The 18942-nt window shown below is 56.9% G+C and carries 19 protein-coding genes and 2 pseudogenes; 17 read left to right on the forward strand and 4 right to left on the reverse strand.

Annotation, left to right across the window (positions count from 1 at the left end):
* Nucleotides 1-4: 4 nt before the first annotated feature.
* Nucleotides 5-883, forward strand: a complete 879-nt coding sequence (locus K5E80_RS13055; RefSeq protein WP_220637332.1) for an ROK family protein — start codon at nucleotides 5-7, stop codon at nucleotides 881-883.
* A 142-nt stretch (nucleotides 884-1025) separates the two neighbouring features.
* Nucleotides 1026-2108 (forward strand): HD domain-containing phosphohydrolase, encoded by a 1083-nt coding sequence (locus K5E80_RS13060; RefSeq protein ID WP_220636570.1) that lies wholly within the window; start codon nucleotides 1026-1028, stop codon nucleotides 2106-2108.
* A gap of 88 nt (nucleotides 2109-2196) precedes the next feature.
* Here K5E80_RS13060 and K5E80_RS13065 read toward each other — a convergent pair whose 3' ends face one another.
* Nucleotides 2197-2859: a DNA methyltransferase gene (locus K5E80_RS13065; protein WP_343213265.1), complete on the reverse strand. Its 663-nt coding sequence runs from the start codon at nucleotides 2857-2859 to the stop codon at nucleotides 2197-2199.
* Nucleotides 2860-3067: 208 nt separating this feature from the next.
* Here K5E80_RS13065 and K5E80_RS13070 point away from each other — a divergent pair, with 208 nt between their 5' ends.
* The 6 genes and pseudogenes from K5E80_RS13070 to K5E80_RS16800 all read left to right on the forward strand — a co-directional run bounded on the left by K5E80_RS13070 (nucleotide 3068) and on the right by K5E80_RS16800 (nucleotide 7185).
* The gene (locus K5E80_RS13070; protein ID WP_220636572.1) at nucleotides 3068-3271 is read left to right on the forward strand and encodes a hypothetical protein; all 204 of its coding nucleotides are present in this window, start codon (nucleotides 3068-3070) and stop codon (nucleotides 3269-3271) included.
* Nucleotides 3268-4110: a hypothetical protein gene (locus K5E80_RS13075; protein ID WP_220636573.1), complete on the forward strand. Its 843-nt coding sequence runs from the start codon at nucleotides 3268-3270 to the stop codon at nucleotides 4108-4110. Before K5E80_RS13070 ends, K5E80_RS13075 begins: the two co-directional genes overlap by 4 nt.
* Nucleotides 4014-5171, forward strand: a complete 1158-nt coding sequence (locus tag K5E80_RS13080; RefSeq protein ID WP_220636574.1) for a Mu transposase C-terminal domain-containing protein — start codon at nucleotides 4014-4016, stop codon at nucleotides 5169-5171. The genes K5E80_RS13075 and K5E80_RS13080 overlap by 97 nt, the downstream gene beginning before the upstream one ends.
* 91 nt (nucleotides 5172-5262) lie before the next feature.
* Nucleotides 5263-6114 (forward strand): annotated as a pseudogene (locus K5E80_RS13090) (TniB family NTP-binding protein).
* Nucleotides 6115-6196: 82 nt separating this feature from the next.
* Nucleotides 6197-6655: pseudogene (locus K5E80_RS16795) on the forward strand (TniQ family protein).
* A complete protein-coding gene (locus K5E80_RS16800) occupies nucleotides 6553-7185 on the forward strand; it encodes a hypothetical protein (RefSeq protein ID WP_246590983.1) in 633 nt (210 codons plus the stop codon). The pseudogene K5E80_RS16795 and the gene K5E80_RS16800 overlap by 103 nt, the downstream one beginning before the upstream one ends.
* 244 nt (nucleotides 7186-7429) lie before the next feature.
* Here the strand turns inward: K5E80_RS16800 and K5E80_RS13105 are convergent, their stop codons facing one another.
* Nucleotides 7430-7606 (reverse strand): hypothetical protein, encoded by a 177-nt coding sequence (locus K5E80_RS13105; RefSeq protein ID WP_220636578.1) that lies wholly within the window; start codon nucleotides 7604-7606, stop codon nucleotides 7430-7432.
* A 670-nt stretch (nucleotides 7607-8276) separates the two neighbouring features.
* On the opposite strand from K5E80_RS13105, the gene K5E80_RS13110 reads away from it, so the two are divergent.
* The gene (locus K5E80_RS13110; protein WP_220636579.1) at nucleotides 8277-9140 is read left to right on the forward strand and encodes an enoyl-CoA hydratase/isomerase family protein; all 864 of its coding nucleotides are present in this window, start codon (nucleotides 8277-8279) and stop codon (nucleotides 9138-9140) included.
* Nucleotides 9141-9300: 160 nt separating this feature from the next.
* Here the strand turns inward: K5E80_RS13110 and K5E80_RS13115 are convergent, their stop codons facing one another.
* On the reverse strand, nucleotides 9301-9657 hold the full coding sequence (locus K5E80_RS13115; RefSeq protein WP_220636580.1) for a hypothetical protein: 357 nt from the start codon (nucleotides 9655-9657) through the stop codon (nucleotides 9301-9303).
* An 88-nt stretch (nucleotides 9658-9745) separates the two neighbouring features.
* Here K5E80_RS13115 and K5E80_RS13120 point away from each other — a divergent pair, with 88 nt between their 5' ends.
* From K5E80_RS13120 to K5E80_RS13135, 4 genes are read left to right on the forward strand one after another with little or no spacing between them, the layout of a single operon-like run.
* Nucleotides 9746-10609 carry a MotA/TolQ/ExbB proton channel family protein gene (locus K5E80_RS13120; protein WP_220636581.1) on the forward strand — a complete coding sequence of 288 codons (864 nt, stop codon included), beginning with the start codon at nucleotides 9746-9748 and terminating at the stop codon, nucleotides 10607-10609.
* A gap of 2 nt (nucleotides 10610-10611) precedes the next feature.
* The gene (locus K5E80_RS13125) at nucleotides 10612-11049 is read left to right on the forward strand and encodes a biopolymer transporter ExbD (protein WP_220636582.1); all 438 of its coding nucleotides are present in this window, start codon (nucleotides 10612-10614) and stop codon (nucleotides 11047-11049) included.
* Nucleotides 11046-11744 carry a TonB family protein gene (locus K5E80_RS13130; protein WP_220636583.1) on the forward strand — a complete coding sequence of 233 codons (699 nt, stop codon included), beginning with the start codon at nucleotides 11046-11048 and terminating at the stop codon, nucleotides 11742-11744. The genes K5E80_RS13125 and K5E80_RS13130 overlap by 4 nt, the downstream gene beginning before the upstream one ends.
* A 22-nt stretch (nucleotides 11745-11766) precedes the next feature.
* Nucleotides 11767-13806, forward strand: a complete 2040-nt coding sequence (locus K5E80_RS13135; protein ID WP_220636584.1) for an ankyrin repeat domain-containing protein — start codon at nucleotides 11767-11769, stop codon at nucleotides 13804-13806.
* 341 nt (nucleotides 13807-14147) lie between these two features.
* Here K5E80_RS13135 and K5E80_RS13140 read toward each other — a convergent pair whose 3' ends face one another.
* A complete protein-coding gene (locus tag K5E80_RS13140; RefSeq protein WP_220637334.1) occupies nucleotides 14148-14429 on the reverse strand; it encodes an ATP-binding protein in 282 nt (93 codons plus the stop codon).
* Between the two features lie 685 nt (nucleotides 14430-15114).
* Here K5E80_RS13140 and K5E80_RS13145 point away from each other — a divergent pair.
* From K5E80_RS13145 to K5E80_RS13160, 4 genes are all read left to right on the forward strand, one after another.
* Nucleotides 15115-15864, forward strand: a complete 750-nt coding sequence (locus tag K5E80_RS13145; RefSeq protein WP_220636585.1) for a glucose 1-dehydrogenase — start codon at nucleotides 15115-15117, stop codon at nucleotides 15862-15864.
* A 117-nt stretch (nucleotides 15865-15981) separates the two neighbouring features.
* Nucleotides 15982-17181: a phosphotransferase family protein gene (locus K5E80_RS13150; protein ID WP_220636586.1), complete on the forward strand. Its 1200-nt coding sequence runs from the start codon at nucleotides 15982-15984 to the stop codon at nucleotides 17179-17181.
* Nucleotide 17182: 1 nt separating this feature from the next.
* Nucleotides 17183-17737, forward strand: coding sequence for a hypothetical protein (locus K5E80_RS13155; RefSeq protein WP_220636587.1), 555 nt, complete (start codon nucleotides 17183-17185; stop codon nucleotides 17735-17737).
* A gap of 230 nt (nucleotides 17738-17967) precedes the next feature.
* The gene (locus K5E80_RS13160; protein WP_220636588.1) at nucleotides 17968-18879 is read left to right on the forward strand and encodes a DUF7064 domain-containing protein; all 912 of its coding nucleotides are present in this window, start codon (nucleotides 17968-17970) and stop codon (nucleotides 18877-18879) included.
* The last annotated feature ends 63 nt before the right edge of the window (nucleotides 18880-18942 follow it).

Here is an 18942-nt window from a genome sequence, read left to right on the forward strand (position 1 = left end):
GCCGCTGCGCATTGGCGTCGACCTCGGCGGCAGCAAGATCGAAATCCTCGCGCTTGCCGAAGATGGCAGCGAACTGCTGCGCCAGCGCATCGCCACGCCACAGGGCGATTACACGGCAACCGTCGCCGCGATTGCGGCACTGGTCGAACAGGTCGAGGACGAACTCGGACAGCGCGGCAGCGTCGGCATCGGCATACCCGGCGCCGAGTCGCGGCACAGCGGACTCATCAAGAACGCGAATTCCACCTGCCTCAACGGGAAACCCTTGCGCCGCGACCTGCAAGCACTGCTGCAACGCGAAGTGCGACTCGCCAATGACGCCAACTGTTTTGCCTTGTCCGAGGCCGTCGACGGCGCGGGCCAAGGCGCAGCCGTGGTATTCGGCGTGATCCTCGGCACCGGTGTCGGCGGCGGCATCGTCATCGATGGCAAGGTGCTGACGGGTGTCAATAGTATTGCCGGTGAATGGGGCCATAACAGACTCGCGGGCGAAGAATCATTTTGGCCGGCCTGCTATTGTGGTCGACGCGGCTGCGTCGAGACATTTCTTTCCGGCCTGGCGCTGACCGCTGACCACGAACGCATCAACAAAACAGTGCTGACTGCCGAAGATATCGGCATATTTGCCGCGCAGGGCGATGCCGCCTGTGAAGCCACGCTGCAACGCTACGAAGCGCGCCTGGCACGCGCGCTGGCACAAGTCATCAACATTCTCGACCCCGCTGTCGTCGTCCTTGGCGGCGGCTTATCGAATCTCGATCGCCTCTATACCAATGTGCCGCACCGGTGGGGCGAGTACATCTTCTCCGATCACGTCGCTACGCGTCTTCTCAAGCACCGCCACGGCGATTCTTCCGGCGTGCGCGGGGCGGCATGGCTGTGAGGCCAAAATGATTATTGGAAATCGCCAATATCCTAAAAGCGCAGCAGAGCTTCCAAAAGGCATGAGCGTAATGAATGGGCGAGCCATCCGATTGCATTCGGCGTATTATTAAAAGCTCATAGCGATGCAAACAAGTCTTTTGATGAATTCCAGTGTCGATTTTCCTGACGCTCGCGTCATTATTTGCGACGACTCGATCACAAACGTGATGTTTCTTTCCAAGATTGTCGAGGCGCAGGGAATCAGCTACATCAATACATTTACCGACCCGCGCAAGGCGGTAGCCCACCTTCAGGAAAACAAAAGCACAATCAGCTTGTTGATTCTGGACATTGAGATGCCCCACATGAGCGGCTTCGATGTCATGCGGGAAATCCTGCCAGAAGGTCGTGCCACAGACTTGTCTTCACAGCATGCATTCCCCATCCTCGTCATTACCGGCTTGCTGGAAACGGAAACCCGCCACCGGGCGCTTCAGTACGGCGCTTCCGATTTCCTGAACAAGCCCATCGATCAGGTCGAAGTGGGTTTGAGAGTGCGCAACATGCTCCGCATCGAACGAGCGTATCGTCTGCAAGCCACCTTGGCCCAGCGGATGGAAAAGGAAGTCGAGCGCCGCACCCGGCAACTGAATGAGGCGATCGATACGCTGGTGAACCGGCTGGCACTTGCCGGCGAACTGCGCGACAACGAAACAGGACTGCATGTGGCGCGTGTCGGGCGCTACAGCCGCTTGCTCGCCGAAGAACTCGGCTTGCCAATGGATATGTGTTTCATGATCGAAAAGGCAGCCCAACTGCATGACATAGGCAAGATCGGCATTCCCGACAGCATTCTCCACAAGCAGGGATTGTTGGATGACGCTGAACGTGCGGTGATGCAAACACACACCGACAAAGGGGTCGCCCTGTTGGGAGAGCATGATTCGCTGTTGATCCAGATAGCGGTGTCGATTGCCGCGGGACACCACGAAAGGTGGGATGGCAGCGGCTATCCCCGCGGCCTGGCGCAGCAAGCCATCCCGATCGAAGCCTGCATTGTGGCGGTAGCCGATGTCTTCGATGCCCTCACGACATTTCGCCCCTACAAGGATCCGTGGCCAACGGACAAGGTATTTGAATTCTTTCGCGAACGTGCCGCCACAGAATTCTCCCCTGACGTCGTCATGGCATTGCTCCGGCGCCGTGAGGACGTGCTGGCGGTGTTGGAGCACATGCAGGATTGAGTGACGGCTCCCAACAGCTAACCGAACGCCATTAATGCCAGGGTCGCCGATACGGCCGATCTGGTTGTCGACCTTTACCCCGGATTTCTCAAACTGGCTCGCGGCACGAAACAACCGGCGATGTTTTCCGTTTCGCTCGGCTGGACGATCTCACCCGTTTGCTGAAGCGCGCTTGCCGCGCTTCGGATTCGCGGCTGCGGGCAGCAGGCTCGTATATTTCTGGTAAAGCTCGAACAGGAAGGCGACGCGTTCGGCGTCGTTCTTGAAGCTCTTCTTGCCATAGACCGCATCGGTAGTGCGCGGCCTTGACATACCAGGCGGCGACGAGATCGAGCAGACCGCCACTGGCAATGCCGTCGAACACTTCAGCTACGCCGCTCCGCTGTTTATCGTTCATGAACTTCGCGCCGACAAACGGCGAATTGCCGAACACATAATTGGCCCGCTCGGCTGGCAATACCTCGTTCCATTCCAGCCGCAACGCATTGGCACAGTGGATGTGCAGCGTGCTCTTCAACGGGATGCGGGCGAAGTAGAGGCCGAACTCTTCCGAGACGCGCACGTTCATCTGGTGATCGATCAGCCACAGCGCCACTTGTGCGATCCGGGCCGGGAATTCCTCGATCTCGATGCCGTAGAACTGGTCGACGTCGATGCGGATCAGCTGATGCACGTCGAGATGCTGCTGGCCGCTTTCGTGCGAGACGCGCAGCACGTCGAGTTTGAGCAGCCTCAGTTCGCGGCAAGCGATGACAAAAAAGTTGCCGCAGCCGCAGGCCGTCGAAAGCTATGAAGAACAGGCGGTGAAGGTGCCCGTGCCGGGCGCCAAGGGAAGCGCCACCAAATAGGTTTCCGACGTCCTGGTCCATTACCGCGCCGATACGAACGGCATCTCGCGCAAGCCGCTGCTGGCGGAAATCAATCACTACATATCACCCAACGCCGACGACATATCCAAGGTGATTGCAGGTCTGAAGGCGATGGGCGGCAAGGCCACCTATGCGCAGTTGATCGGTCGATTGTGCCATTCCGACGCGGAAAAGCTGCACATGATTCCCGTCGTCTGGCACCTCGTCGTCACCCGGCGTCTCGAGGTCAATCTCGACCAGCCGGTGTCCGACGGCGTCCGCTTGAAGCTTCCCAAGACGGGGGCCTCTTCATGACCGGCGTCCTGCCGCTGCTGTCCGTCGTCAAGGGAACCGAGATCAGTTATCTTGGCGGGAAATACGTCATCACCAATGTCATCGCCTTGGACAAGGTGCTTGCGAAGAACCTCGATTCGGGAACGCTCGAGACGCTGCCCATTGCGGAATTACGGCCGAGCGGTAAAGAGGCCGACGACCGAGAAACCCAGAAGAATATCGATCTGCAGGATGTGTCGAGCGAGGACTGGGAGATTGCCCGGCACAAGCTCGAACTGATCAAGCCGCTTCTCCGGCCCGGTGCGTGGGGATCGGCGGTCGCCGCCCGAATTGCCGAGCAGAGCGATATTACGCTCGGTACCCTCTACCGTTGGCGGCGCGACTATCTGGATACGGGACTGTTGTCCTCGCTGCTGCCGGTGAAACGGGAGGGCGGCAGAGGCAAGGCGAGGCTCCAAGACCCAACTGTCGAAAAGATCATCGCCGACAACATCGACAACTACTACAAGACCGATGCGCACCCGACGGTCGCCGCCACCCTCGAAAAAATCCGCATCGAGTGCGAAGCGGCCGGCCTGAAGGTTCCGCATTACCAGACCGTGCGGCGCCGCGTCGTCTGGAGCGCAGGACGCGAGATGACGGCGGCTCGCTATGGCGAAAAAGCCGCGCGCGAACTGCATGACGCCATCGAAGGCCAAATTCCCGATGCCGACTGGCCACTGGGGATCGTCCAGATCGACCATACCCCCTGCCGGTCATCATCGTGGATGATGAACTGCGCGAATCGATTCTGCGGCCGTGGGTTACCTTTTCGATCGACGTCTATAGCCGCGTTGTCACGGGTATGTATTTGTCGTTGAATCCGCCCTCTGCCATGTCGGCGGGGATGTGCGTCTCCCACGCCATCCTCCCCAAGGAAAAGTGGCTCGCCGACCGCGACATCCACGACGCCGATTGGCCCTGCTGGGGCGTCATGGGCATCCTCCACATGGATAACGCCAAGGAGTTCCGCGGCAACATGCTGCGCGCCGCGGCTCAGGAATACGACTTCGACCTGCACCTGCGGCCGGTGAAGACACCGCACTACGGTGGCCATATCGAGCGCCTCATGGGAACGTTTTCCGAAGAGTTGAACAAGGTCCCGGGCGCCACCTTCGCCAATCCGAAGCAGAAAGACGAATACAAATCGGAGAAGCACGCCGTCATGACCCTCACCGAGCTGGAAAAGTGGCTCGTGTATTTGATCGGCAAGTATCACCACCGCGAGCACAAGGGCATCGGCACCAGCCCCCTGCACAAATACCGGGAAGGCCTACTCGGGACCAAGGGGCGGCCGGGGCGGGGATTGCCGGCGCGGCGCCTCGACGAGGAGAAAGTGCGCATCGATTTCCTGCCCTATGAGGACCGCACCATTCAGGACTACGGCGTGCAATGGGACGTGCATTACTTCGCCGACGTTTTGCGCCCGTGGATCAATAGCTTTGATCCGTCCAACTCGAAGGCGAAACGCTCGTTCCGCTTCCGTCGCGATCCGCGCGACATCAGCCGGATCTATTTTTTCGAGCCCAACGCCAGGCGCTACTTCCCCGTTCCCTACCGCGACCTCAGCCTGCCGGCCGTGAGTCTCTGGGAATTCCGCGCCGCCAAGACCGCCATGGCCAAGAAGGGCAAGAAAGGCGTGGATGAGCGCGAGGTGTTTCAATCGATCCTCAAGATGCGCACCGTGGTCGAGGAGGCCAAGGCCAAGACCAAGTCGGCTCGACGCCGGAAGCAGCGCACCGTCGAGGACGAAAGGACGCGCAAGCGCCGCAAGACGGAGTTGCCGACGATCGCCGCGGCAGAACCGGCGCAGAACGCTCCGCCGCCGGCCATCCGCGGCTACGACCCCGACGCGGTGACGGCCTACGACGATGACGACTAAGCCGCATCTGGTCGCAGATAACGGTGCGGCCGAAGCCGCTGAGGCCGAACTCGCTATGCGCTATCCGCATCTGCGCGAACAGTCGCGCGCCATGGCCGATGCCGACGCTGAAACCCGGATTTGGGCGATCCAGGCCGGCTACCGGATTCCGTATCGTCGCTCGAAGGAAATCCTCGAGCGGATGGAAGAACTGCTGGCGCATCCACCTATCGATCGCATGCCAAACTTGCTAATAGTCGCCTGCAGCAACAACGGCAAGACCAATCTGCTGCGGCGCTTCATGGACAATCATCCACCCGACCAGAACCCGGAAGGAGAGGCCGCGATTGTGCCGGCGGTGATGGTCCGCTTATCGTCGCCCGACATCGGCTAATTGTGTGCGCGCATCCTGGACCAGCTGAACGCGCCCTATCGAGAAAAATCGTCTCCCGGGGAACGCATGCGCGCCGTGAAGAAACTGTTGGGCCTAGTCGGCACGCGCATGCTGCTGATCGATGAGATCCATGACATGCTGATCGGTGGCGCCGTCAAGCAGCGCGAATTTCGCGTCGGCATCAAGGATCTCGGTAATGAGTTGAAGATTCCCATCGTCGCCGCCGGCATCAAGGAGGCCTGGACGGTGTTTACGACCGACCCGCAGCTATCGAACCGGTTCCAACCCGATCACTTGCCGCTCTGGAATTGCGACGAGGAAGTGGGAAAGCTTCTCGCCTCCTTCGAGCGGCGCCTGCCGCTGCGTAAGCCCGCGCTTCTCAAGCAGCCGGAACTGCTGCAGAAGATCGTCTGGATGAGCGAGGGAATTCTGGGCGATATGCACGACGTGCTGAAGTTGGCCTCGATTGCCGTCATTCGTTCCGGGGAAGAACGCATTACTCTGGCGGCGCTGGAGAAACTGAAGTGGGTGAAACCTTCGATGCGGCAGACGCCGCCGAAGCTTGCCTAGAAAAAGACGCGACGGCCTGACGCGGCCGCTGTGGCCCGTCCATCTCAAACCATTACCCGACGAGCTGTTGTCCAGCTGGTTGGTGCGCCTGGCACATGCGCATGGGCTGAAAGCACAGTCTTTTTGCCGCCTGCTGTTTGGATCGCAGCGCCAGTTGTGGAACCGCGACATCGACCGCCTAGCGCCGTCCTGGCTCATCGACACCCTCTGCGAAAACACGGCGACGCCGCTCGACGTTGGACGCAACTGCACGCTGCGCGCGTATGAGGGCGTCCTGTACCGCGACTACCGCGAAAGCTTCATCACCCAATGGATTCTGCCGCTCCGGATGTAACACCGCGAGCGCCACGGTTTCGGGCTGCAGTTCTGCCCGGCGTGTCTCGTCGCCGATGCCGAGCCGTATTTCCGCAAGCGCTGGCGCGTGGCGCTCTATATTTATTGTTCGATCCATGGGGCGCTGCTCCACGATCGCTGCCCACGCTGCGGCGCATCGGTCGCCTTCCACCGGCGCTGCCCACGGAGATCGAGGGCGGGCTGCTGACCGAATGCCATCGCTGCGATTTCGATTTGCGCGAGGCGCCGCCGACGGCGGTGACGTTCTATGAGGAAAGCGCGAGGCAAGCGATGGACATCGCGGTGCGCCGGCTGGAAGGCCGTGGCGATTGGTTCAAACCGCGTAGCGTGCGCTATTACAACGTGCTACACCAACTTTGCTGGCTACTTGGAGTTCGGTATCGAAACGTCGCGTTGCGCGAATTCGCCTGCCGGGAAATCGGCATCGCCGACGTTCCGGTTCAGACCGGGCGCGTGTTCTTCGAGATGCGGCCGGTCGTGGAGCGCCACCATCTGTTGCAACTGGCCTTCTGGTACCTGGCGGATTTTGATGCCCGGCTCACGGTGGCATGGAAGGCTGGCGCCGTCACATACAGTGCGCTACTTAGGGACTTCAATGACAGGCCCTGTTGGTATGACCGGGTGGCGAGGAGGTTTGCAGATCGATGGAAGGTGGGATGGATAGCGAGGCGGAAACGATCCAGAAGTGAAATTTCTGGCGGTGGGGTTATCTCCTGACAGGCTCACCGGGCGAGCCTGCGTTGCCCGCATACTGGTTGTGGCATAAAGACCGATATCGAAAGGAACACTGCGATGAAAGCCGCCAAGAAATCTGCACGCGGAAAGCGCGAAGATCCATCCCGCAATCGATCGGCTCAGTCAACGTTTCCCAGGAAGCCTGATCCAAATTGCGAACACGAATGGGAATGGGATGGTCAGACGATGATGTCCGACCGTTGGTTATGTCGAAAGTGCGGTGGCACTAAAATTTCATCGCTTGATATTTGATTTTGTCACCGTGATTTTCTCTGGCCGGTGCCGACATGGAATCTGCACGCGAAGCGCAAAGCGGCACAAACAGCAAGCGTGAAGCTACCGGCAGGATGGGAATTCGATGGGCATTGCTATTCATGTCACATAAAATGACCGCTTTGGTCATTTTATGCGTCCAGGATAGTGTGGCTCACGGCTTTTTCTCTCACAGACGCTTGTCCCACTCCACTGGCTGCGGCGCGGACGGCTTGAGTGCGCCAAAGTCCGGGTGGCTGCAATTCACCACGGCGTTGAAGTCCAACTTGGACACCACTGATGGCAGTACCAACACTAGAGAATCGTGGCTTCGATCGTGGAACTGGCTTCGCAACCCCAGCGGAATTCCACCAGCCAAATACGCCGCACTGCATCGGCAGCTTGCTGCCGATGCAGTGCAAGACCATGCAGTTTGGTTAACCTTGCAACTGGGCTTCCTGCCGATTGACTGGTAAGGCTATTGGGGGCAGGTCAGATATTAGCGAGACAGCAGAGAAATACAAGGTTTGGAATGGGAGCATTTCGGCCACAGCCGACGTTGAACCCGTGGCAGATGACTATTATCTTCAAGAGTGCTCGATTTGACTTTAGGTTATTGCGCCCAGAATGACCTTTACTCCCTCAGAGCAAGAGCAACAAACCACAAGAATAACGGTTGAAATCTTCAATACTATGATTTCAAATTCACTTAGAGTCGTCGCCTAGTGTTTAGGAAAGGTCTGAACAAGCCAGCATATATGTGATCCGATGCGTTGATAGACCAGATGGGATGCTAATCATTTGCTGAAAGGAAAATAGACATGGGAATTCATGAAGAGTCAAAGAAACTTGGATTTGATTTTGTTAAGGATGAACCTTTCGAGTCATACAGGGAGCGCTTCAAAGACCATTTTGTTATGACGCGTAAGAACGGCATTATAGAAGTCAGAATGCATAACAAGGGAGAGGGGGCGATATGGGGCTTTGAGTTGCACAAGGCGTTGCCTCAGATGTTTCAGGCGGTTGGCGCTGACCGCGATAACGAAGTGATGATCCTGACCGGGACAGGAGATTACTGGCTTCGTGAGTTCAGTAAGGAAAGCTTCACCAAACAAGAAAGCAACGAGGATACATTCAGGAAAACCAACTACGACCTCTGGTTTCTTGATGGATTAAAGTTACAAGAGAACATGCTCTGGTCTATTGATATCCCAATTATTACGGTAATAAATGGCCCCGGATTTCACACGGAGTTTGCCTTGCTTGCCGATTTGACCATTTGTGCCGATGATGCTCGCTTTGTTGACATACACTGGGGTATCGGGCTTGTCCCGGGAGATGCGAGTCTTCTCGTATTTCAGCAACTAATTGGACTGAAGCGCGCCAATTGGGCATCGTACATGGTTGAAGGCGTTGATGCAAAACAGGCATTGGAATGGGGACTTGTCAACGAGGTGCACTCTCGCGAAAAGCTGTTACCTCGTGCCTGGGAAATCGCCGGTATCATGATGAAACAAGATCGCGTTGTACGTGGATTGACGACCCAACTCATGAGGCGTCCCTGGAAACGCCTGTTTACAGATGACTTCGCACATCATTTTGCCCACGAGTTGTATGCGGCTAACGTTTGTCGAGGAAAACACAATTCTGACGCGTGTAAAGAAGCCGTGGATCGAACGAAGTGATGTAATGGCCTACGTATGATTGCGACAGAATTTGAGCGGAGATAAGTGAACCTTGCGGTTGCCTTACCCATGGCGCCGTCGCCATCCGGTTTATGGCCGGATGGCGACGGCGCCATGGGTAACCGTTGATAGCTCATGCCCAGTCCTGAATTCCGGCAGGTTACCTTAAGGTCTGTTCTCGGCCAGTCGCAACGACTACGTATTTTGACGACGGTTGAATGCTGCCGGTACGGCCGCCATAGCTGTATTTGGGATTATTCGAATCGCAGGTGCAGGACAAACCGGTATCCGCCGGCGTGACTAGGACACAAGAGCCGCCGGTGGTGATGCAATACAGCGCCGGATACTGCGGGGTTTGTTCGGCCAGCGCATCGTAGCCCACTCCCTGGGCATCAGGCAGCAATTGTCTATCGAGCGGTTGCTGTTGTCCTTGTGCATCATTGCCGGCACAACCCGGTACAAGCAACAACGATATTGTGATCAGTAACTGTAGATTTCTCGCCATCGTCAAATCCATGTGGTTTGCACGTTGATTACATGCAAGGTATGTTTCAACAAACATCCGCGTTGAAAAAGTGGCATACACATAACATATCGGAGGCACCATGCGGGAAACCATTTTGCGTAATCTGTTCGGCGGCGTCATACAGGGCTTGCTGGTTGTGACGCTGCTGGTCGCGATCAGCACAGCGGCAGCGGCACAAACTGAGACCACTGCGGGAGCGACAGCTGCCAGCGCTGCTACCCCGGTAGCCACAGCAGCCTCATGGGTGCACGCTGTCAAAAGTGACCATCTGGGCGTCCGCCAGATGTTCACTCAGTCGCACATCGTGGTGAAAGCCGTAATTATATTTCTGGCGCTTTCGTCGGTGCTGACCTGGACGGTGCTGATCGAAAAGACCTTGGTCTTTTCGCGTGTGCGGCGTACCAACCAAAGTTTCCTAACAACTTTCCGTCAAAGCGCGAATGCCGGGACGCTGCCGCCCGCGCAAACTTCCGCGAGCAGCGCGATGGGAAGGATGTGGGCGGCAGCGCGGGCAGAATTCGACCAATTCAAAGCGGCGCATTCCGCTCTGCCCACGCCGCATCAGGTGGATCGCCTGCTGCAGCGGCTTGCACTCAATGCCGGAATCGTTCAGGAGCAGGAATTGGGACGTCTTGGAACATTCATGGGCGTCCTCGCGACAATCGGTTCCACTTCGCCGTTTACCGGCCTGTTCGGCACAGTCTGGGGAATACTCCACAGCTTCGCTCAGATCGCCGCAAACAATACGACCAACCTTGCCATGGTTGCTCCTGGCATCTCCGAGGCTTTGCTGGCTACCGCCGTCGGCTTGTTCGCAGCAATTCCGGCCGTGATCATCTACAACAAGTTCGTGCGCGACATCAATGGATTTGTCGGTGCGCTCGACAATTTTTCGGCCGAGCTGGTCAATGTAGTTTCGCGCCAACTGGATGCAGCGGGCTGAACATGGCCATCCAAATCAGTGGTGGCGGATCGCAGATCAAGCGCCACAGCTACCAGCAAAATGCGGAGATTAACGTCACGCCGTTTGTCGACGTCATCCTGGTCTTGCTCATCATCTTCATGGTGGTGGCCCCACTGTCCATGGTCGACGTGCCGGTCGACCTGCCGCCCAACGCCGCAGCGCCGACTCCGCCGCCGCTGGAGCCTATCTACATCAGCGTGCAAAAAAACGGCACGGTCTATATCCAGAACGACCGCAGCGACTTGCACCAGCTGATTGCTGAGCTGCAAGCAAGAACCCAAGGCAATCATGAGGTGCGTCTTTTCGTGCGCGGGGATCGGCATGCGGAATATGGTCAGTTGATGGCTGTCATGACCGCGCTGCAAGCCGGCGGTTATACCAAGATCGGTTTATTGACAGAGGAAGTTGCGGAGCAGTGAATTCAGCCGTCGCATCATCACCGGACTGGTTTTCGCGCGGCGGGGCGTTCGTTTTTTCTCTGATGGTGCACGCCGCTCTGCTGGTCTGGCTGCTCACGACCACGCTGGGCGGCGGCCCCACGGCGTTGCCACCTCATGTCATCGCCCTCGAACTGGTGCGGCCACCACCGCCTCCTACCGCACCGCCAGCGCTGAAAGATATCAAGCCGCAGCCTTTGCCGCATGCGCCGGCTCCGGTCAAACCGCAACCAAAGAAACCAGTCGAGCTGCCAGCTCCAGCGGGCGCCCCAGTGCACGAATTTGCCAAAAATGACGACGACTGGGTTGCCGTTGCACCTGGAGCAGGTACGGGGCGCGGCGCCGGCGGAGCACGGCGTGTCCCGCCCGATTATGCCGACAAGGTCAAGACCCGCGTCGTCGCAAAGTTAGATTACCCGCCCGATGCCGTCTATGAGCCGCCGCCTGGCTATAAAGGCGACCCTAAGCAGCTGAAACGCCAATGCACTGTACCTTACGAAATCGTGGTTGATCGCAACGGCAAAATGATCTCGCATCATATTGAACCCTGTGGCGACGGTATGCTCGACGCCGCTGCCGAAGCTGCATTGCTCAAAGCCGGCCCGTTTCCACCGCCGCCCGATCTTGGCGCGGAACAATATGTCATCTATGGCAGCGCCAATTTCCGCACGCGCTGAACTGCCGAAAAGGAGATAGACGATGAAGACTGCAGCGGGCACCTGGCTCCGGGCCGCATGGATTCTGCCTTTGCTGATCACCGCATGTGCCGGCACGCAAAGCCTGCCGACGCCACCGAGGGTCTTGCAGCCTACGCGATATTCGGCCAGCTTCAACTGCACCATGCCGGTAATTCCGCTGCAGGAAGTCATCTGCGAGAACGAAGCACTAGCCGGACTAGACCGAGAGATGGCGCAGTCTTTCCGGGGCAAGCTTAGAGAGCTCGACTTCTTCGGACGCTCCGAACTCCTCGCCAACCAGCGCCGCTGGCTGCTCAGCCGTGCCAGCCAATGCCTGTCCGCCAACCAGCGCGACCTTGCGGCGCGGACGGCGCCGGCCAACTGTTTGCTAAGCCTCTATCGCACACGCATCACCGAGCTGCAGCGTTGGCCGGTGCCGCAGCCGCGCTCCCTAGCCGGCAAGCAGCACCCACTTGCAGCTTATGTCGAATTCCGCCTCGTCGATGACCGCGAGCCAGCACTGTGCGCCGAGCTGGGTAGGAAGTTCAATGTGGCGATCAGCGACATTGGGCAGGTCGACCCTTCCCGCATAGCCGGCTTGAGCGAACTGGCCGGTTCCCATGGGCCGCGCAGCAGTGCTGACAAAACAGGAAACCTGGCCGCAAGCCTCTACGAGGCAGGCCCTTATGCCAGTTATCAGCTGCGCGCCAAAGGCTTGTCCCGCAACGGACAAAACCTGATCGACGAAAATGCCTTACCCGTCTGGGTTGCCCAATTGCCGAATGCCGGTGGCAGCTTCAGCGCCAGTTCCTCGCAAACGCTCGACTATGCCGCGCTCGACGTCTTCATGTTCGGCGAACGCGAATTCGTCCTGGTGGTCGAAACTTGGGGTTATTACGCGGCCGCTGCGCGCGGGGAATCGCCGCATGCCGGCGTGTACGAATTGACGCCAAGCTTGCAGCCAAGATGCCTCTTTCGTACCTATTTGACGCCGCCAATGGCGAGAGTCTTCGAGCGGCTGCCGCTGTACACCGAGCTGCGCAACGTGCTCAACACCATGTCTGGCGAAGCCCCCGAAGCTCTTGCACCTGATGAGCGGCAGGATGAAGTATTGCTGGACAAGGAATCTCTGTGGACCTTCTACAACATGCCTCTGCTGATGTTGGACGTAGTCGACCGTTATCAGCGTGAGGGAGCCCTGCGGCGCAGGCATGACGCGGCGATGGAGGCGATATTCACCTGGTCAGAACGCAATCTGCCGTGCAAATTACTCTATCGACGATTGATTCCGTTGATTCAGCCCGCGCATGTCGAACTCATACGGGCCTATCAGAACAGCCAAGGATTGAAGCCGGATGAGGCGGTCGCGGCGGCAGATTTGTTGATCATCGAAACACTGGACAAGGCGGCGGATAATTTGCAAGAGGCTGCGCCTTCCACTCTTGGGAAAAATCCCAAAGCCAGGCCGCGTTACGCGCCGGCGCCGGTGCCGGGAGATCTGGAGCAGGGTCGTCGCTATACCGGATTGCACAGCGCCGTGCTGAATCGCGCCCTACCCGAGGTCATAGCCGACTTCGTTAAATATGAAATCGGCATGACAGGCTCCAGTAAAGGCAGCGGGCCGGCTGGCGACACCGCATTGATGGCCGCCGTAAGGGATCCCGAGACATTGCGCCAATTGTTGGTGGCAGGCCTCGACGCGAACGCCAGCAACGACTGGCGCAAGACGGCGTTGATGACGGCAGCGCAGACCAACCAGCAGGGAAGCGCGCAGATTCTGCTCGATGCGGGTGCTGATCCGCAACGCGCGACAATTGCCTGGCACGCTGAAGGCGCTGGCGGGATCGACAACGGCGAGGGTGCGGTAGCCGGTCGAACGGCCTTGATGTACGCTGCGGCCGGTGCTGCCGAACCGCTAATACGCTTGCTAGTCGAGCGCGGTGCCGCAGTCAGCCAAAGTGATGCGACAGGACGCCGAGCCTGTGATTACATGGCTGACAACCAGCGTTTGACCGACCTGCAACGCAGTTCGCTGCAAGCCATCTTGTGCGCCAAAAACTAGCAAAGCTCGGCGATCAGCGCTCGCCGATACGGCGCAATTCGTCAGACTCAAAGCGTCTTGGATCGATGCGTCCTTCGTCGCCAGCCAATCTGCACGCCAGCCGCATCTTTCAGCGACTTGACCTTGCTCGATGCGAAAGGTGTGAGAGTCTGTTGCCCTTGCGCCCGCTGACATTCAGGTAGAAGGAGCGCTTTCCCTCGTAAGACTAACCGCTGCCAAAGATTTTCACTAATTTTGTGGCTAAGCTGTCAAGGGCAACCTAATTTTCCCCAGGTGTGGCAATCGAATTCCCCTCATCCTGGATACGCTTAGGCCGTCTTCCGGACGGACGAGGCTAGTCATCATATTATCTTGAGCCGGTACTGATCGCCGCGAGTATTGAGCGTCACGGCATGATGAGGTAGGCGGTCGATAATCGCGGTGACAATGGCCCGGTCGCCAAATGTCTCGCCACAATCACCGAAATTTTGGTCGTTGGTCAGGATCATTGGGCCACGCTCATAGCTGCGGCTGATCAACTGGAAGAACAGGTTGGCATCCGTTCTGCCGATCGGCAAGTATTTAATTTTATCGACGATCAGCAGCCGTGGCGTCGCGTAGAACTTGAACTTGTCGTCGAGCAGACTTCGGCATGCGTTTTAGTCAGCGTTGCTATCAGGTTGGTGGCAGTAGTGAAGAAAGACACTAATTTGATACAAACATAGGAACGAGGAAATGGCTCTGACTCATTTTGTCGCCTATCTGGACAGCATCGTCAACGACGGGATGGCAACGCCATTCAAGTGGAAAGGCCATAACGTTCAATACAAGTAATTTTGCAATCGTATATTCTCGCCAAACACACTGTGGTAGTGGTGCCCGGGGCATACTCGAAGAGTAACAGTCGCGTGGCAAAATTACTCTGGTTTTCGGGTGATGCCTATGTCGTGAAGGATTGCTGCATGGGTATCTTCTCGAAAAGGGTGACCGACAGAATCTATAGCAGGGTGTAGAGTGAAACGTCGAGGCTGTGGCATTTTCTGATGATGGTGACGAAGGCATAGGCGGACATGGCAATCCAGCTCAGCGACTTGACCACATACCCGATGTTCCGAAGAATCGCTTTATACAAAGATGCTGTTTGATTCGTTGATGAATCATTCGGCCTGCCAGCGGCTCTTGTAGAGTGCGTAGACGGTTGCTGTTGGCAGCAGAAAGTTGTTAGAACTAATACCCGCAACAGTCATTGCTTTTAGCGATTCAACTCTTCATTTAACCGGACAGCACTGCATTTCTTATCGTTCAAACACTCAAATAGGAGGAATAGAGATGAACAAGAGGTTACAGAACAAGGTAGCGCTTATTACGGGTGGCGCAAGCGGCATCGGGGCCGCCCATGTGCGGCTCTTCAGTGATGCGGGGGCCAAAGTTCTCGTATGCGACGTTCAAGAGGAATTGGGATGCAGAGTCGTGGATGATGTTAAGCGTAAAAGTGGTGAAGCCGAATTTTTTCGCCTTGATGTAACCGACGAAAGCAACTGGAAGAAGGCGGTGGCCGAGGCAGTCGGCCGCTTTGGCTCTTTGACAACGTTGATCAACAACGCGGGGATTTTCATTCCGGGGGGAGTGGAATCGGAATCGAATGAAGGTTGGAACCGAGTCGTTGCCGTCAACCAGACAGGCGTGTGGCTGGGCATGAAGACCGCGATGCCGGAACTTCTGAAATCTGGAAACGCAGCGATCGTCAATATCTCATCTCTTTATGGCTTGGTTGGAAGCCCAGAAGGGATTGCCTACCATGCGAGCAAGGCGGCAGTGCGGGCCATGAGCAAAGCGGCCGCAGTGGAATATGCTCGCCGCGGTTTGCGGGTAAATACGGTGTATCCCGGCGTGATCAAGACGCCGATCTTGGGCGAAGTTCCAGATTACATGATGAAGGCCCTTGAGGAGGCGCTCCCCATGGGAAGGATCGGTATACCTGAGGATATTGCCTATGCATCCCTGTATCTGTGTTCCGATGAAGCTCAGTTCGTCACCGGCGCCGATTTATGCGTGGACGGTGGTGCCTACGCCATTTAGCAACAATGCGAGATTAGAACTCTCAACAACATCGTCGAACAAGAGTATTAGGCGATAGAAGGTACGATCTGTCGCCTTTTCTCTTGCCAGCAGATATATCCATAATAGAGGTAGCCAATGTCCGCTTATGATAAGAGCCATCCCACGCATGAATTAATCGAGCATCTGCGCACGCGGTTTCCTTGTGAGAAAGAAATCGATCGCATTCTGACGCGAAAAATGCAGCGCCGAGCTGGCCCACCCTTTACCTCGGTCAGTCTCGAGACCCTGGTCAAGGGCACCGAGGCGCTGATACGCAGCGAAATCAAGCGTGAATTTCGAATCACCGAGGCCAAATGGCTCTCGGGCGGTGCCTCAAAACTGCAGATGTCCTTTACTCTGAATTGGAACCAGCCCGGCGTCGGCCGGACCAGTACGCCCATGGTACTGCGCATGGAACCGTCCGAATCAATAGTAGAGACCAGCCGTCTGCGCGAATTCCAGATCATCAAAGCGTTCGAGAGTCACGTGCCGGTGCCGCCCATCCACTGGATCGATGCGGAAGGCAATTTTCTCCCCTATCCGGCCATCATCTACGGATTTGTTGAGGGAGTTACCAAACCTTCCAAGGCGATCAGCAACGTCGCCGGCCTTTGTACCAACCTCGGCCCCGAGTTACGGCCAATACTCGGGCCGCAGTTCGTCGATCACCTTGCACGCATTCACCTGTTCGACTGGAGTACGGCCGATCTAAGCGCCTTCGACAAACCTGCGCCAGGCACGACCCAGGCCGTCGAATGGCAGCTCAACTGCTGGGATCGCATCTGGGAGGAAGATTCCAACGAAGACATCCCGCTGATGCGTCTGGCCTCTGCTTGGCTGCGCAACAACATGCCCGTGGTCGACCACGTGTCGGTTATCCATGGCGACTATCGCACCGGCAATTTCTTATATACCGAGCATGACAACAAGATCTCTGCTTGGCTCGACTGGGAACTAGCTCACCTCGGTGATCGGCATGAAGACCTGGCCTGGGTGGTGAACGTCATGTTCGGGCACCTCGCCGAAGACGGCAAGACCTTTCTTGTTGGCGGACTGATGTCCGAAAGCGACTTCTGCGAAGCCTATGAGAAGGCTTCGGGTCTGAGTATCAACCCAAAGCTGCTCACCTATTACCGAATCAAGAACGCCTACCAACTGGCAACCCTGACAAACGCTACGACATATCGCATTAGCAGCAGCGGCAAGACGCACCATGACATACTCGTGGCCTGGGTCATGGGCTGCTCCTACACTGTTCTTGACGAACTCAGAACACAACTTGAGGAGGTGCTCTGACATGGAACTTCGCCCCGCACTGCAGATTAAAACTGTTATCAAGGCCATGACAGACGTGGTACTCCCAGCCGTGGCCGCGGACAACAAGCTGGCGCAGGAACAGGTGCGCCTGGTGATCGGTATGCTGCATCTGGTGGCCCAGCGCCTGCCGCTGATGTATCGCTATGATCGCGACGAGTTGTTGCGCTTCCTCGCCCTGGCAGAAACCCTGAAGAGCCAGGCCAAGGGCCTGCCCGGCGCGGACGAAGCGATGTACGCCCTGTCCACCAGCGTCGAAGTGGGCGAAGACGTGCTGGAACGCGCGCGCGCCGAGCCGAGCGAGCTGGAAGCGGCGAACTTTGACTTGCGCGAGAAGATCGGCGCGCTGATCATGGCGATCTATGCCACGAACGACATGGCGAAACTCACGCACATTAGCTCGAGTGTGACGACGCATGCCAAGGGGCAACTGCTGCGAGAACGTTCATGGCTGATTACGCAGGGCTGGGAACCCGATCCGAAGGCAATCCCGGCCATCGAAACCCTGATCGGCGAGAGACCGGGAACGCGTTCTTAGTTCTCGTGAGCCGATAATTTAGACCACAAGCGGTGAAGCCATGACGATGTCGTATCCCTCCATTGCCGACTGTTGCGTATGAGTTAAGAAGACTGCGCCCCATACGTACGATCATCGACTGACTGGCTCCATCTGTGAGACGACTTGTCCAAGAGTGATCTTACTGAGTACTGCCCCTATAACACTTGATTGAAAAACAATATGAGCGCCCATTATGGAGAGCTGACAAAATGAGTAAGCAATATGAAATATACGAAGGCCTGATTCCTGGTGACGGTAATCCCAACTGGGGCCAAAGCTTTTACTACAACTTCTATGATCCCACGACCAAGGTTGCCGCGCTGATTCGCCTTGGCCTGCATGAAAACCACCGGGAAAGTAATACCTGGTTTATCTTCTTTAAAGACGGTCTGCCGATCTTCAATCGGGTGAATATGAACTTGCCCTATACCTACGATCGACCGGCAAACGGCGTCAAGATTGCCGGCATGTACATTCATGCCGTCGAACCCTTGAAGAAGACCCGAATAGTGTTCTCAAGTAAGGATTTTTCGGTGGATCTTGCTTGGGACGAATTGCATCCCTTGGAGGATGCGATTGCGATTGCCCAGAACGTCCAGGTATTTCCCACCGAAATGGCGCACATTCATCTCGAAGGTACGTCAAGAGTAAGTGGCCACATCATCCATCGCGGTGACCGTACAGAAATTAACGGTACCGGTTTTCGCGATATCGGCGCAGGTCCCCGAAACTGGGACTGTCTCGCCCACTACCGCCTGGCATGGCCAATATTCGAGAACGGCACCGCGCTCGCAGGCCTTCGCGCCGTCTCAACCGACAAACAAACATCGTACATGCGCATGTACCACGACGGCAAGAAGTGGCTGCGGGTCAAGGACATCGAAGCTAAACAGACCTATGCCGATGACACTTTCTCGATTGCCAGCGGACACTGGAAATTCACCGACGAGAATGACCGAAAATACGAGTTCACCTTCAAGCCTTTGCTCCGTTGGTTCTTCTCCCTGGACAACTTCATCATGTGCGAACAGATCGCGGAGTACCGCATGTCTGACGGGACAGTCGGCTACGGCATGTGCGAGAACGGTTACCGCTTGCCTTGGAAGGGTTTTGATGTCTGAGTAAAACTCATTTCATAGATACCAGAATCGCCAAAGCAGGATCATCGAAAAGGCGAGGTGAAC

The sequence above is a fragment of the Georgfuchsia toluolica genome (assembly GCF_907163265.1).
Lineage (GTDB): Bacteria > Pseudomonadota > Gammaproteobacteria > Burkholderiales > Rhodocyclaceae > Georgfuchsia > Georgfuchsia toluolica.